This is a genomic window from Idiomarina sp. MD25a, assembly GCF_001870515.1.
Classification (GTDB): Bacteria; Pseudomonadota; Gammaproteobacteria; order Enterobacterales; family Alteromonadaceae; genus Idiomarina.
Genome location: NZ_MDGT01000002.1, coordinates 376472 through 390283, shown reverse-complemented (window position 1 = coordinate 390283; position 13812 = coordinate 376472). Strand labels below are relative to the sequence as shown.

Here is a 13812-nt window from a genome sequence, read left to right as displayed (position 1 = left end):
TCTATACGTTAGACTAATAGAGTGAACTGATATGACTGCAGTTACCATATACCATAATCCTCGTTGTTCAAAGTCGCGCCAAACCCTAGAGCTACTGCAAAACGAGGGGATTGAACCGACCATTATTAAATATTTAGATACGCCACCGAGCCAAGCTGAGCTCAGCAGCTTACTTCAAAAGCTTGACCTTAGCCCACGCCAACTGATGCGTACCAAAGAAGCGGTCTATAAAGAGCTGAACTTGGCTGATGAATCAGAGCATGAGGTTTTGCTGACAGCGATGGTTAACAACCCCAAACTGATTGAGCGCCCTATTGTGGTTAAAGGCGATAAAGCGGTATTAGGCCGCCCGCCAGAAAATGTATTGGAGCTCATCAAGTGAGCGCTTGTACCCTGATTATCTTCTACTTCAGCCGGGGCGGCCATACGCGAGCGCTCGCTGATGCTATCGCTGAAGGCGTGCAATCAACTGGATCTGAAGTACTTATGCGTACAGTAGAGACCGATAGCGACGCCGCAAGTATGCGTGACATACCGCTAAGCAAAGAGGAGTTAGTCAACTGCGATGGACTCATTATGGGTAGCCCAACGCGATTTGGTCATATGAGCGCAGCACTACAAAAGTTCTGGGAGTCAACGAGTCGCGAATGGCTTAATGGCCAACTCATCGATAAACCTGCAGCAGTGTTTACCACCTCAAGCTCACTGCACGGTGGACAAGAAAGTACCCTACTCAATATGGCGTTGCCGCTACTTCATCACGGTATGTTGCTGACGGGTATTCCATACGATCAACCCAGTCTGCACCATGCCGATGCAGGGGGCTCTCCTTATGGCGCAGGCGCGCTAAATGAAACCCCTAACGGCAAGCTGACTGCTAACGAACGCGCCAGTGCGATAGCTTTAGGCCAGCGCGTAGCGAAAATTGCGCAACAGTTGAAATCAACCAAGGATGTATAAAATGGCAGCCGATATGGCACCGAAAACACGTTTTTTCCGGATCGCAACTCAACTGGGCTACTGGTTATTGTTAGCACTATTGGTTATTTGGCATGGCGTCATGCCAGAAACCGATGAGGCGGCTTTACCGACCTATTTATCATTAATTTTCTGGGTACTTCCCATGCTTTTCCCACTGCTCGGGCTGGTTAAGGGAAAACCATACACCCATGCGTGGTTCAACTTTATTCTGATGTTCTATTTCTTGCACGGTCTGACAACAGTTTACACGCACCCAGATGAGCGTTTATGGTCGGTGTTAGAGATTATCTTTACTACTGTTGCCTTTGTTGGTGCAACTGGATTTGCACGTCATAGAGGACGTGAACTGGGGTTAGGCCTTAAAAAGCAAAAGGACGCTAAATAGCCAAGACCTGTTTTATAAAAGGGATAGTCAGTTTACGTTGGTGTGCGATGGATGCCTTATCAAGCTGATCTAAGTGCGCCAACAGACTCCCCGTGTCTCGTCCTAATCGGTGTAACATAAACATCGCGACGTCATGGGGTAATTGTAACCCTCGCCATTGGGCTCTCAACGTTAACGCTCTTGCCTTACCATCGTCGTCCAGTGGACTTAACTGAAATGCGGTTGCCCATTGCAAACGGGAGCGCAGGTCAGGCAACTCAATATCCAATTGACTGGCGCTTGCCGAGGCCGTCATCACCAAACGACAGCGCCCTTCATCAGTAACTCGGTTGATTAGCTTAAACAGTTCATAGCACCAGTTGGGGCTGGTCAGTACCGCGTCAATGTCATCCAAACATATAATATCAAACGCATCTAACCCGGCGAGCACCTGCTCTGCATCACTGTGTTTTAACTCAGCCAATGGCAGATACATGACATGCGTATTTTGACTACCTTGCGATACCACTGCATGTAACAAATGGCTTTTTCCCGCGCCCGAGGGACCCGACAATAGGGTAAGCCGCACACCTTGAGTTTCATCAACGTCTTTATCAGCAATACGTTTTAACCAACGCACAACGCTATCATTCTGTTGTTCGAGATACGTTGTGAAGTTCTCGTCATCGGGCAACTGGACGGCGAGTGTCAGTTGCTGTGGTTGCTGCTTTCCTGCCGCCATTATTGTTTTGCCACCCACCGATAAGTCGTTTCATCATCGGTATCTTGTGTCACGGCTGCGAAAGGGTCTCGGCGTTTTTGCTGTAAGCGACCATCAAGTTCAATCGCTTGTAACAGATGATCGGGCGTATCGGTTAACGTCACTTCAAAGCGACTGAATGTCGCGCTGTAGTCGGTCAACTTGACTTGTTGCACAGAAGTCACACTGGCAAAAAAACGTTGTACATCTAAAATGCTTTGCCATCCCTCGATGCCCTCAATACGAATCGGAAATTGAATGGCTTTACTCTCACCTGACGCCACTAATGCGAACTCACTGGCGAGTGTTTCGTGGAGTTGTTCTATAAATGGCGTTGCCAAAAAGTCTTTTGAGTTGGCATACACCTCTCCCGACTTACGTACATCACCGACACGCGCCACCCAATCAAGGCGCCAGCGACCTTGCTGCGGTGTTTCGTCATCAGGAACGCCGAGATCGACGACCTTGGCGACAAGATAACCATCCGCACGATAGCGTTGCGAAGCATTAGCAATCGGCGTAAGAAATCGACCCCAAATATCAGAAACAGAGACTGAGGTTGCATCAGTTAAGTCCATTAGAGGAAATTGCAATGGCAGTCCACGTTGTTGCGCTAGATGGCGAACTTGCTGAATAAAAATGGATTCGTCATTAGCCGCCAAAATGTTTCGCTTACCCCGTTCGTCGCTATTGGCGATCCACATCAGTAGCTCAGGTCTGCGACTGCCCCAATAGGGCAATTGGTTGACTTTAAATAATTCGGCAAGTTTACGACCGTCAAAATTCGCAGTGAGATAGAGTGTCCCGCCATCGCGACGGTAACCGTACTGTAATAAATAGTCCTGTATTTGTCTCATGGCATTACGAACAGCACTATTGCTTAAGGTTTCCTCGGTGCCCGATATTTTCATCACCACTTGTTCAAAGGCCGCGCGCAAGGCATCATCGCGCTGACTTGATGTCTGCGATGCTACCTCTATTTCCGCCGAAAATAGATCATCGATAAGTCGACCTTGAGCTGAGAAGCAAAGTAATAAACTGACTACACAGATCATCTGTCGAACTATTGCGCGCGTCATAAGTTAGCCTTAAAAAAATCGGTCATAAAATGCATGTTAAACACCCAAGCGCAACACGGCAAGTGACAACTTGTGGATAACCTTGTGGGAATGCATTCAACAACACAAATTGAAGTTATTCGCCGATAACCTAGTCAAAATCAGGTCATATCGCTAGAATAAAGCAAACTTCGCGATCAGGAACATTATGCTTAAAAAACAATTACGTGGCATTAGCTCGTTATTATCGAGTATCAGTTTGATTGGCGTCTGTGTCGGTATGACCAGTACGTTACTCAGTTTACGTGCCACGATTGAAGATTTTGGCACCCTGGTCACAGGCTTCATTATGTCGGCCTACTTTATTGGCTATTTATTTGGCTCGACTCGCGCGCCCAAAGATATTCGCCGAGTCGGTTATATACGCTCGTTTGGCGGACTGGCTGCCCTCGCCGCTGCCAGCGTGTTAGTTCAAGCCATTTGGATTGACCCGGTCGTCTGGTTTGTCATGCGTTTTATTACCGGCTTCGCTATTTCAGGTATCTTCGTCATTGTTGAAAGTTGGCTAAATACCATGGCTGATAACAAGAGCCGTGGCACCTTGTTATCCATCTACCTTGTTATTATTTACAGTGGTCTGATTGCCGGTCAGTTAATACTCGGTGTCGCAGATCCGGGTGGTTTTATCGCCTTTGCCATTGTGGTACTGCTTATCAATTTAGCACTAATCCCCATCTTGGTAAGCGTCACCGTTGAGCCAACCACTCACGAAAATCGCAAAGTACCCGTTAAAATGCTGCTCAACACAGTACCTTTAGGTGTCATTAACGCCTTCGTAATGCAGGCATGTTACGCCATGTTTTATGGTATCGGTCCAATGTATGCCTCGTATATTGGTCTTTCCGTGTTGCAAATCACGTTCTTTATGTCGGCGTTCATTGTTGGCGGGCTTCTCTCACAAACACCGTTTGGCTTGCTATCCGACCGTATCGATCGCCGTATCGTCATTGCAATTTGTGCGGCAGGCGGAACCGCAGCCGCTATTGTACTTGCACAGCTTGGTGCAGGTAACGCCTTATTGATCTATCTCGTCGTTGCAGTGCTCGGTGCCTTTATTCTGCCGCTCTACTCGCTCGGTATGGCACACACCAACGATTACCTCGAGAAGGACCAGATGGTTGGCGCCACGGGCGCTATCATCAAAATCGGTGGTGCAGGTAGTATCATCGGTGCGCCGGCGGTCGCTGCGTTGATGCAGTTCGGTGCTATTAACTACTTCTTCCTACTGCTTGGTGGTCTCACCGCTTTTGTGGGTTGTTACGCACTGTACCGCATCACACGTCGAGCTAAAGCTGAGGAACAGTTACATAGTAACTTTGCTATTCTAGCACCGTCACAAACCTCTGATGAGCTATTAACGTCCATGGCGGAAGAAGCGCCAGATGAAGAGGACGATACCGAAGAAGAAGTGGATGGTACGGCGGTACTGAAGCGCTAACGCGCTTCAGTACACCAACAATTACTGAATAAGCTCAGCGACCCAGTCGCGCGCTTCAGCAATGATTTGCTCGAGGTGTGCGGCTGATTTAAAGCTTTCCGCATAGATTTTATACACCGGCTCAGTGCCTGAGGGTCGTGCGGCAAACCAGCCATCTTCTAACACGACCTTAACACCGCCAAATTGAGCGTCATTACCCGGCGCTTTTGTGAAGATATCGACAACTTTACTTTCAGCTAACGTGGCCAATTTCAATTTGTAGGCTCGAATATCCTTGAAGCGCGCGTTCTGTTCCAACGACGATGCCGTATCAACCCGCTGATAAAAGGCTTCGCCGTGCTGTGCACATAACTCTTTGTAGTAATCACTCGGGGATTTACCGGTGGCAGCTTGTAATTCGGCAGCTAACAATACCATCACGATGCCGTCTTTATCAGTGGTCCAAACATCACCTTGGCGATCGAGCAAAGTGGCTCCGGCACTCTCCTCTCCTGCAAAACCAATATCGCCCGCACGTAGCTGCTGAGCGAACCATTTGAAGCCAACAGGCACTTCATAAACCTTGCGTTGATTATCTTCTACAACGCGATCAATCATTTGGCTGGAAACGAGTGTCTTACCAATCGCAACATCGGCTCCCCATTCCCGCGACTTACACAAATAATCAATCGCAACAGCAAGGTAATGATTAGGATTCATTAAACCATCCGGTGTAACGATACCATGGCGATCATAATCTGGGTCGTTTCCACCGGCTAAATCGTATCGATCTTTATAAGCCAACAGACCTGCCATGGCATAAGGCGAGGAGCAGTCCATGCGTATCTTGCCGTCTTTATCGAGGCTCATAAACTGAAAACCTGGATCGACGTGATCGTTGAAAATATCGATATTGAGCCCATAAGTCTCTGCGATTTGGTGCCAATAGTCAGCACCTGCGCCACCCATTGCATCGACCGCGAGACGCAAATTTGCACCTTTGATGAGGTCCATATTGATACAGCGTGGCAGATCGTCAATATAGTGCTTACGCCAATCAACAAAGATTAACTTTGGATGCGATAACACATCTTCCCGTTCACAAGTATTAACCCCTTGAAGACCAGACGACAATAGTGCATTCGCGTATTTTTCAATGACTCGCGTAGCATCAGAATCGGCCGGTCCACCATGCGGCGGATTATATTTAAAGCCGCCATCCTGTGGCGGATTATGTGAAGGCGTGATGACCACCCCGTCACATTGCTTTTGATGGTTTGCGTTGTACATCAAAATAGCGTGACTCAATGCAGGCGTGGGCGTATAACCATGCTCTGTTTGTACATGTACTTCTAACCCATTACCTAAAAACACATCGAGTGCCGAAATGTAAGCCGACTCTGAAAGTGCATGGGTGTCCTTGCCGAGTAGAATCGGACCCTCAATGCCCTGCTCTTCGCGGTAGGCACAAATAGCTTGGGCAATCGCTAAAATATGTGCCTCGTTAAAACTTCGCGCCAGCGCAGAACCGCGATGGCCTGACGTTCCAAAGCTCACTTTTTGATGCGCATTACGTGGGTCGGGTTCGTACACATAATAAGCACTGACCAGCTGCGCGATGTTCACACTATCCGCTGCGGTTGCGGGCTGTCCCGCTCGTTCATGCACCGTCATTATAAAAAGTCCCTAATTTGCTCGACTTCAGGTTTGCTGTATCCAAGCTTTTGCGCAACCTGAGTCAACATCGATTTCTTCTTCGTCGTGTTATTGTTCGTCACCACCCAAAAAGGTGACGAGGGGATCGCCTTCGGATTAGTACTATTACCACTGGTCAGCAACGCTTCTTCCGAGCGCGCAAAATACTGACGATCGCGGCCACGAATAGTTAACACGGTTTCAAACTGCTCGGGATGAGTCTTATACAGCATGCTCAAAATGTAGAGGAAACGCGCCACTACACTTTTCTGTACATTAACATCTTGCTGGTTTAACCGGTTAAAAACAGAGTCAGTAGCGCTCTCTTCGACCTGCATCGGCTCAACCTGAGCAACACTGTCGAAGCCCAATAAACGGCGCAAAATATCTGATGCGCTCTCACCGATTTGCTGCGTGTGGCTCGCGATATACGCGTATAAATCGTCTTCAACTTCGATGCGTTTCATCGGTTTTTAATTCCTCATTGTTATCGATTCGTGGGGTTGACTTGCAACCAACCACTAAAGCTCGGAAAATATTAGCAAAGTTTAACACTAAAGGCACAACGATGGCAGAGTCAGAATTACTGCATTATGAAACCATGGGCGACAAGCAAAACCCCGCTGTTATTATCATTCACGGTTTATTCGGTGATGGTGATAACCTCAAAAGCCTTGCTCGCGATTTAGTCGATGACTATTTCTGCGTACTCCCCGACGCGCGTAATCACGGTGAATCCCCTCATCGTGACAGTATGACTTACGCGGAAATGGCAGATGATATCGTGGCCCTGGCTGATGCATTAACTTTAAAAGAATTTTCGTTAGTCGGTCATTCCATGGGGGGCAAAATAGCCATGGAAGTGGCTATGCGCTATGAAGATCGTGTACAAGCAGCTGTTTTCGCTGATATTGCTCCAGTCGCTTACCCTGCTCATCACAATGGCATTCTAGATGCCCTAGCAGGTTTGGACCTAAAACAAATAGGCAGCCGTAGTGAAGCCGATAAACAACTGAGTTCGGCAATAAAAGAGAAAGGCGTGCGCCAATTTTTACTGAAGAACCTCCGCAAGGACGGCGACCATTTCGCGTGGCGACTCAATTTAAATGCGATTACCGAGCAATACGAACACATTGCCAGTAGTGTTAGTGACGGCCATTATTCAGGGCCTTGTTTGTTTATAAAGGGCGGGAACTCAGACTATCTAACCGAACAACACAAAACGCAAGTGACCCAACGTTTTAGTAATACGCAGGTCAAAGTTGTTGAAAACACAGGCCATTGGTTACACGCCGAAAAACCACGTATTTTCAACCGTCTGGTCAAGGATTTTCTAGCTAGCCAAGGTCGTCTTTAACGGTCGACTGTGCTATTATAAGCGACGTTTCTATCGGCCTATAAGGTGGTATCTTAAGGATGTTGGCTGAATATTATGAGCAAATAGAAGTACTCGTTACTAATATTACGCTAGGTATACTTTTCTTATTGATAGGCTTAGCCATTCGTGACGTACTTAAGCGTTCGTCAGTTCCCAAGTTTGGACGCGTCATCGTGTGGATGGTTTTATTTCTGGGCTGTTTTGGCTTTATTGCCAAAGGTATCATCCAAGTAGTTTGGGAGGTCGGTGTCTAAATCGACCGAAAACACATGGCAAAAGAAAACACGGATAAAGTAACGATCGATTTGTTCGTTGATCAGCCTCGTAAAGGACGACCTCGAACAAATCCGCTACCGCGTAATGAGCAATTAAAAATTAACAAGCGTCGGCAATTGCAACGAGACCGGCGTCAAGGTAGAAAGCGTATTGAATTAAAAGTCGACCAATCTGTGCATGAGCATTTGAATGAGGTCGCGTCATCCTCCGGCTGTAACCGTAGCGATTTAGTCGAGGCGATGATTAAAATCTCGCTGGCAAACCCAGAACAATTGCTGCCAGCTGTCGTTAATTTAGTAAAATCAGGTGAAAGTTGATTTATGGCAACTGTTGGAATTTTCTTTGGAAGTGATACGGGTAATACCGAAGCGGTCGCCCACATGATCGAGAAAGAACTGGGCAAGAAGCTTGTTGAGGTCAAAGATATCGCAAAATCGAGTAAAGAAGACATCGCGAGCTACGACCTTCTCTTATTCGGAATTCCCACTTGGTATTATGGTGAAGCCCAATGCGATTGGGATGATTTCTTCCCCGAACTAGAAGAGATCGACTTTACCGATAAGCTAGTAGCTATTTTTGGATGTGGTGACCAAGAAGACTACGCTGAGTACTTCTTAGACGCGATGGGTATGGTACGCGATATCGTTGAAGCAAGGGGTGCCATCATCGTCGGTCACTGGCCAACCGAAAGCTATCATTTTGAAGCTTCAAAAGGTCTAATCGATGAGAATCATTTTGTGGGTTTAGGTATTGACGAAGATCGCCAACCTGAACTAACTAAAGACCGAGTTACACAATGGTGTAAGCAGGTTTATGAAGAGATGTGTCTCGCAGAGCTAGCCAACTAGGATAGTTTTGCGCTATTTTGAGCAAAGCTACTGAACAACTAAACAAGAAAGCGAAGAGCACCATGGCGACAAATGATGAACAATTGAAAAAAGCTGGTCTTAAAGTAACGTCTCCACGCGTAAAAATTCTGGAGATTCTTAAGCAACCAGAGAATCAGCATATTAGTGCCGAGGACGTCTATAAAATTTTGCTCGAGCAAAAAGATGAAATCGGTCTCGCCACGGTTTACCGCGTGTTAAACCAATTCGATGATGCGGGTATTATTACCCGTCACCATTTTGAAGGCGGTCGTTCGGTCTTTGAGCTGAGCGCTAAAGAACACCATGATCACCTTGTCTGCTTGACTTGCGGTCATGTATTTGAGTTCGAAGATGATGTTATCGAAGAACGTCAGGTGCGTATTGCTGAGCAGAATAAAATCAAGCTGACTAACCACAGTTTATACCTGTACGGTGAATGTCAACGAGGTGAAGACTGCGAGTATAAAGCAGCTGAGGAAGCCTGATTATGGCGCTGCGCTGGCTGATTTATGGTGCAAATGGATACTCCGGTAAACTCATTGCCCGTAAAGCAGTCGCTCGCGGTTATCATCCTGTTTTAGCAGGACGTAATAAGTCCGAAATTGAGCATATTGCTGGAGCACTCGAGCTCCAGCATCGCATTTTCTCTCTTTCAGATCCCTCTCAAGTCAAGCAACAGCTGCATGATGTCGACCTCGTCATTAATTGCGCGGGTCCCTTTAGCAAAACCGCCGCCCCGCTTATTCAGGCGTGTATTAGCACCACTACGCATTATCTCGACATTACAGGCGAGATTGACGTGTTTGAATATGCACATTCGCAGTCTGAGGCAGCCAAAAAGGCAGGTGTCGTGTTGTGTCCAGGTGTAGGTTTTGATGTCATTCCTACGGATTGCTTGGCTGCACGTCTGTATGCACAAATGCCTGACGCAACTCATCTCGCGTTGGGATTTGATTCGGCCTCAAGAATGAGCCGCGGCACAGCTAAAACAAGTATTGAGCGTTTAGGACATGGAGGCGCAGCACGCATCGACGGTATTGTCAGCTCAGTGCCATTGGCATGGAAAGAGCGCCGCATTGACTTTGGCAACGGTGTTAAGTCGGCGATGACTATTCCATGGGGCGACGTGGCCACCGCATTTTACACCACATCGATACCCAACATTGAAGTTTATATTCCAGCCCCACCTAAGTTAATTAAACGACTTCGTAGAGTGAACTGGTTACGATGGTTGTTTAAGTCACGTTGGGTACAGAACCAACTGAAAGCAAAAGTCGATCAGCGCAGTAGCGCGGGTCCAGATGAAGACGCACGTAAAGCTAACCCGACCTATATTTGGGGAGAGGTCAAAAATAAACGTGGAGACACGAAATCTATGCGCTTCAAAATAAAAAATGGCTATACCGTCACAGCAGAAGGAGCCGTTGAAGTCGCACTTTATATTTTACAACATGAAGCTTTGCCAGGTGGCTATTACACGCCATCCCGCCTATGTGGCGCTAAACTACTTGATCAGTTCATTGAACATTAAAAAAACCGGCTGATGAGCCGGTTTTTTTGTTGATAAGCACTTATGCAGCATCGCCCTGCTGTTCGATTTTAGCCCAGCTATCACGTAGACCCACGGTTTGGTTAAAGATGAGGCGCTGTTCTTTCTCAGCGTCACTATCCAACACATAATAACCTAAACGTTCAAACTGGTACGGTTGCTCAACTTTCGCCTCGGCTAAGTTGGCTTCAACAAAGCCGTGCTTAACCACGAGTGAGTCAGGGTTTAGCGCAGCGAATAAGTCATCTTCCGCAGCAGGATTCGGCACACGGAACAGACGGTCATAGATACGAAACTCAGCTTCTTTCGCTGTATCTGCCGAAACCCAATGGATAACACCTTTCACTTTACGACCATCGGCTGGATCTTTGCCCAAAGTATCAGGGTCATAGGTACAGTATACGGTCGTTACTTGCCCGTCACTATCAACATCACAGCGTTCAGCCTTAACCACATAACCATTTCTGAGACGAACTTCTTTGTCTAACACCAGTCGCTTAAACTTCTTATTAGCCGATTCACGGAAGTCTTCACGTTCAATGTAGACTTCACGTGAGAAAGTCACTTGGCGGCTCCCCATATCCGGGTTATTCGGATGATTAGGCGCATCAAGTAGCTCCTGCTGACCCTCTGGATAGTTTTCGATAACCAGTTTAATAGGGTCCATTACCGCCATCGCACGCGGTGCGTTTTCGTTTAAGTCATCACGTATACAGGCTTCAAGCATACCCATTTCAACTTGGTTATCCATTTTGGTGACACCAATACGACGACAGAACTCACGGATAGACGATGGCGTGTAGCCACGACGACGCAAACCCGCAATACTCGATACACGAGGGTCATCCCAACCTGACACTTTGCCTTCCTCAACCAAGTTATTGATGATGCGTTTACTCATCACGGTATATTGCAAGTTCAAGCGCGAGAATTCGATCTGCTGAGGATGACAGTCGATACTGATATTATCCAAAACCCAGTCGTACAAACGGCGATTATCTTGAAACTCCAAAGTACACAATGAATGCGTAATGCCCTCTAACGCATCAGAAATACAATGTGTGAAGTCATACATTGGATACACACACCATTTGTCACCGGTTTGGTGGTGATGCACGTGTCGCACGCGATAAATCACCGGATCGCGCATGCACATGAACGGCGATGCCATATCAATTTTAGCTCGCAAGCAACACTCACCATCCTTAAATTCGCCCGCTGTCATACGCTTGAATAAATCCAAGTTTTCTTCGACCGACGTGTCCCGGTAAGGGCTGTTGGTGCCCGGCTCTTTCAGCGTGCCGCGCATTTCACGCATGGTCTCTTGGTCAGAGAAATCCACGTACGCGAGTCCTTTTTCAATGAGCTCCATCGCAAACCCGTGTAACTCATCAAAGTATCCCGATGAATAACGAGGGTTACCTTCCCACTGATAACCTAACCAAGCAACATCGCGTTTGATCGACTCGACGTAATCAACTTTTTCTTTTAAAGGGTTGGTATCATCGAATCGCAGGTTACAGGTACCCTGGTAATCTTCGGCAATACCAAAGTTCAACACGATTGATTTAGCATGACCAATGTGCAAAAAACCATTCGGTTCCGGTGGGAAGCGAGTATGTACTGACGTATGCTTTCCTTCTGCCAAATCTTTATCAATAATTTGGCGAATAAAATTACTTGGACGATGCTCAGTTTCTGACATGCGTGTATGTTCTCCAACAACTTTTGAGCTCAAAAAAGGATATTACTTATGATCGCAATTAATGATCCGTCTGGCAAGCAGGTGTGATGCCAAAAAAGTCATAATAGTTCGTTAATTGCTGTTGTACTTTAGCAACTTCAACTCGAGTAAACTGCACGGTTTGACCTGGTCGACATTGTGCCAAACGTGACAAATCCAGTGGACTTATATTACCAAGCTTGGGGTAGCCCCCCAACGTCTGGCGATCGTTCATCATAATAATGGGTTGGCCATTCGGCGGTACCTGCACTGAGCCAATATTGATTCCCTCAGAGACTAAGCCTTTACCCGCATACTCAATCGCGGGTCCTTCAAGTCGAATCCCCATCCGATCACTCTGTTGGCTAATCTTATACTCGTGGAAGCTCAGTTTTTCGCGCTCAGCCATAGCAAACTGGTCGTACTGAAAACCAGGTATCAGACCTAAGACCGGTGGCTTACTGTAATCAGGACGGTAACGCCAAGGAATACGCTGCGTTAACTCACAGGTTGAGGGCTCAATAGCCAATGTATCGCCTTTTTGCAGCGCACTACCATCACCGCGGTGACCGCCTAACTGCTCACGCTTAACCGTTGCGCAACTGCCCCATTGCGGCTCGACCTGTATTCCACCTGCGACGGCTAAATAAGCACGCAGTCCGCTCCTTGCAGGTCCAATACTCAACACTTGACCCGCTTCAACCTGAAACGTCTCCCAAATATTTCGGTCCTCGTTATCCAGCTTTAAGCTCACATCAGCACCGCATACAGCCACTGCGGCAGCAGAGGTAAACTTAAACTTAGAGCCCCCTAATACAATTTCAATTTGAGCGGCACCTGCTTCATTTTTTAGCAGGTAGTTGCCCCATAAAAAGGCATTTTCATCAATAGGTCCGCCGCGCGTTAAGCCTTTTTTTAAATAGCCTAAGCGACCAAAATCCTGAATCGTGGCGTACATGCCGGGTTCGATCACTTCAATCATTCGAATGCCTCCACTGAGCCGCCAGCCGTGATAAACTCATCCTTTGAAATCGCCTTAAATCGCACCGTATCACCCGAGTTAAGTTGATTCAGAATGCCTTTCTGAGGTTCATATAATGGAAAGGTCGTGCGACCAATGATGTTCCAGCCGCCAGGCGATGCTAAGGGATAAATCGCTGTTTGCCGTTCAGCAATGGCAACACTCCCCGCTGGAATTCGTGTTCTAGGTGAGTCCAACCGAGGGGCCTGTAAATCTTCGGCGACTTCGCCCATGTAAGCAAAGCCCGGTGCAAACCCCAATGCATATACGCGATAGCTGTCCCGACAATGGCGCTCTATAACCTCCTCGACACTGCATCCGTGAAGCTCCGCAATACGTGCTAAATCAGGCCCGACCGTCTCATCGTAATAAACAGGAATGACGTGTGTTTGCCCCTGCTCCGCGTTAACCTGTTGGAGTTCAGGCAGGGACTCAATGATAGCTTTGATCGAGGCACGTATATCGGTATCTGAATGCCGAGTAATATCGTAATAAACCATGAGCGATGAGTATGCCGGTACGGTTTCGAGTATCGCTAAATCGCTGCTGGCTATCGCTGAATCAAGTTGCAGTACGCGTTGGTTCGCCTCGATGCTGATTTCATCTGCAAAATAGACGATCACCGCATCAGCACCCGCATTGACTATGGAAGGTTTCACGC

Annotated in this window: 17 protein-coding genes; 10 read left to right on the top strand and 7 right to left on the bottom strand. The window is 47.3% G+C overall.

Translation table 11 applies throughout. From position 1 onward, the window contains the following. The first annotated feature begins 31 nt into the window (after positions 1-31). The 3 genes from arsC to BFR57_RS03120 are packed head-to-tail and all read left to right on the top strand — an operon-like array spanning position 32 to position 1366. Positions 32-382, top strand: coding sequence for an arsenate reductase (glutaredoxin) (gene arsC / locus BFR57_RS03130; protein WP_071462586.1), 351 nt, complete (start codon positions 32-34; stop codon positions 380-382). Next, positions 379-960 (top strand): NAD(P)H-dependent oxidoreductase, encoded by a 582-nt coding sequence (locus BFR57_RS03125; RefSeq protein WP_071462585.1) that lies wholly within the window; start codon positions 379-381, stop codon positions 958-960. The genes arsC and BFR57_RS03125 overlap by 4 nt, the downstream gene beginning before the upstream one ends. Position 961: 1 nt before the next feature. After that, a complete protein-coding gene (locus tag BFR57_RS03120) occupies positions 962-1366 on the top strand; it encodes a DUF2069 domain-containing protein (protein WP_143441035.1) in 405 nt (134 codons plus the stop codon). Here the strand turns inward: BFR57_RS03120 and hda are convergent. Together hda and BFR57_RS03110 are read right to left on the bottom strand one after the other, a co-directional pair. Beyond that, positions 1359-2087, bottom strand: coding sequence for a DnaA regulatory inactivator Hda (hda, locus tag BFR57_RS03115; RefSeq protein WP_071462584.1), 729 nt, complete (start codon positions 2085-2087; stop codon positions 1359-1361). The genes BFR57_RS03120 and hda overlap by 8 nt on opposite strands. After that, positions 2087-3184, bottom strand: a complete 1098-nt coding sequence (locus BFR57_RS03110) for a DUF2066 domain-containing protein (protein ID WP_071462583.1) — start codon at positions 3182-3184, stop codon at positions 2087-2089. The genes hda and BFR57_RS03110 overlap by 1 nt, the downstream gene beginning before the upstream one ends. 187 nt (positions 3185-3371) lie before the next feature. Between BFR57_RS03110 and BFR57_RS03105 the strand changes: the two genes are divergently transcribed. After that, complete coding sequence (locus tag BFR57_RS03105) at positions 3372-4661, top strand: MFS transporter (RefSeq protein WP_071462582.1); 1290 nt, start codon at positions 3372-3374, stop codon at positions 4659-4661. A 21-nt stretch (positions 4662-4682) separates the two neighbouring features. On the opposite strand, the gene pgm is transcribed toward BFR57_RS03105, so the two are convergent. Together pgm and BFR57_RS03095 are read right to left on the bottom strand one after the other, a co-directional pair. After that, entirely contained in the window at positions 4683-6314 is a 1632-nt protein-coding gene (pgm, locus tag BFR57_RS03100) for a phosphoglucomutase (alpha-D-glucose-1,6-bisphosphate-dependent) (protein ID WP_071462581.1), read from the bottom strand. Further along, positions 6314-6802: a replication initiation regulator SeqA gene (locus tag BFR57_RS03095; protein WP_071462580.1), complete on the bottom strand. Its 489-nt coding sequence runs from the start codon at positions 6800-6802 to the stop codon at positions 6314-6316. Before BFR57_RS03095 ends, pgm begins: the two co-directional genes overlap by 1 nt. A 101-nt stretch (positions 6803-6903) precedes the next feature. Here BFR57_RS03095 and BFR57_RS03090 point away from each other — a divergent pair, with 101 nt between their 5' ends. The 6 genes from BFR57_RS03090 (at position 6904) to BFR57_RS03065 (ending at position 10389) form a co-directional block, all read left to right on the top strand. Continuing rightward, entirely contained in the window at positions 6904-7692 is a 789-nt protein-coding gene (locus BFR57_RS03090; RefSeq protein WP_071462579.1) for an alpha/beta fold hydrolase, read from the top strand. A 59-nt stretch (positions 7693-7751) separates the two neighbouring features. Further along, positions 7752-7967: a DUF2788 domain-containing protein gene (locus BFR57_RS03085; RefSeq protein ID WP_071462578.1), complete on the top strand. Its 216-nt coding sequence runs from the start codon at positions 7752-7754 to the stop codon at positions 7965-7967. A gap of 15 nt (positions 7968-7982) precedes the next feature. Beyond that, on the top strand, positions 7983-8306 hold the full coding sequence (gene ybfE, locus BFR57_RS03080) for a LexA regulated protein (RefSeq protein ID WP_071462577.1): 324 nt from the start codon (positions 7983-7985) through the stop codon (positions 8304-8306). 3 nt (positions 8307-8309) lie between these two features. Further along, a complete protein-coding gene (fldA, locus tag BFR57_RS03075; RefSeq protein WP_071462576.1) occupies positions 8310-8837 on the top strand; it encodes a flavodoxin FldA in 528 nt (175 codons plus the stop codon). Positions 8838-8899: 62 nt separating this feature from the next. Continuing rightward, positions 8900-9343 (top strand): ferric iron uptake transcriptional regulator, encoded by a 444-nt coding sequence (gene fur, locus BFR57_RS03070; RefSeq protein ID WP_071462575.1) that lies wholly within the window; start codon positions 8900-8902, stop codon positions 9341-9343. A 2-nt stretch (positions 9344-9345) separates the two neighbouring features. Continuing rightward, on the top strand, positions 9346-10389 hold the full coding sequence (locus BFR57_RS03065) for a saccharopine dehydrogenase NADP-binding domain-containing protein (RefSeq protein ID WP_071462574.1): 1044 nt from the start codon (positions 9346-9348) through the stop codon (positions 10387-10389). 40 nt (positions 10390-10429) lie between these two features. Here the strand turns inward: BFR57_RS03065 and glnS are convergent, their stop codons facing one another. From glnS to pxpB, 3 genes are read right to left on the bottom strand one after another with little or no spacing between them, the layout of a single operon-like run. Continuing rightward, on the bottom strand, positions 10430-12112 hold the full coding sequence (gene glnS / locus BFR57_RS03060; protein WP_071462573.1) for a glutamine--tRNA ligase: 1683 nt from the start codon (positions 12110-12112) through the stop codon (positions 10430-10432). 58 nt (positions 12113-12170) lie between these two features. Next, positions 12171-13112 carry a biotin-dependent carboxyltransferase family protein gene (locus BFR57_RS03055; RefSeq protein WP_071462572.1) on the bottom strand — a complete coding sequence of 314 codons (942 nt, stop codon included), beginning with the start codon at positions 13110-13112 and terminating at the stop codon, positions 12171-12173. After that, complete coding sequence (gene pxpB, locus BFR57_RS03050; RefSeq protein WP_071462571.1) at positions 13109-13810, bottom strand: 5-oxoprolinase subunit PxpB; 702 nt, start codon at positions 13808-13810, stop codon at positions 13109-13111. Before pxpB ends, BFR57_RS03055 begins: the two co-directional genes overlap by 4 nt. Positions 13811-13812: the final 2 nt, after the last annotated feature.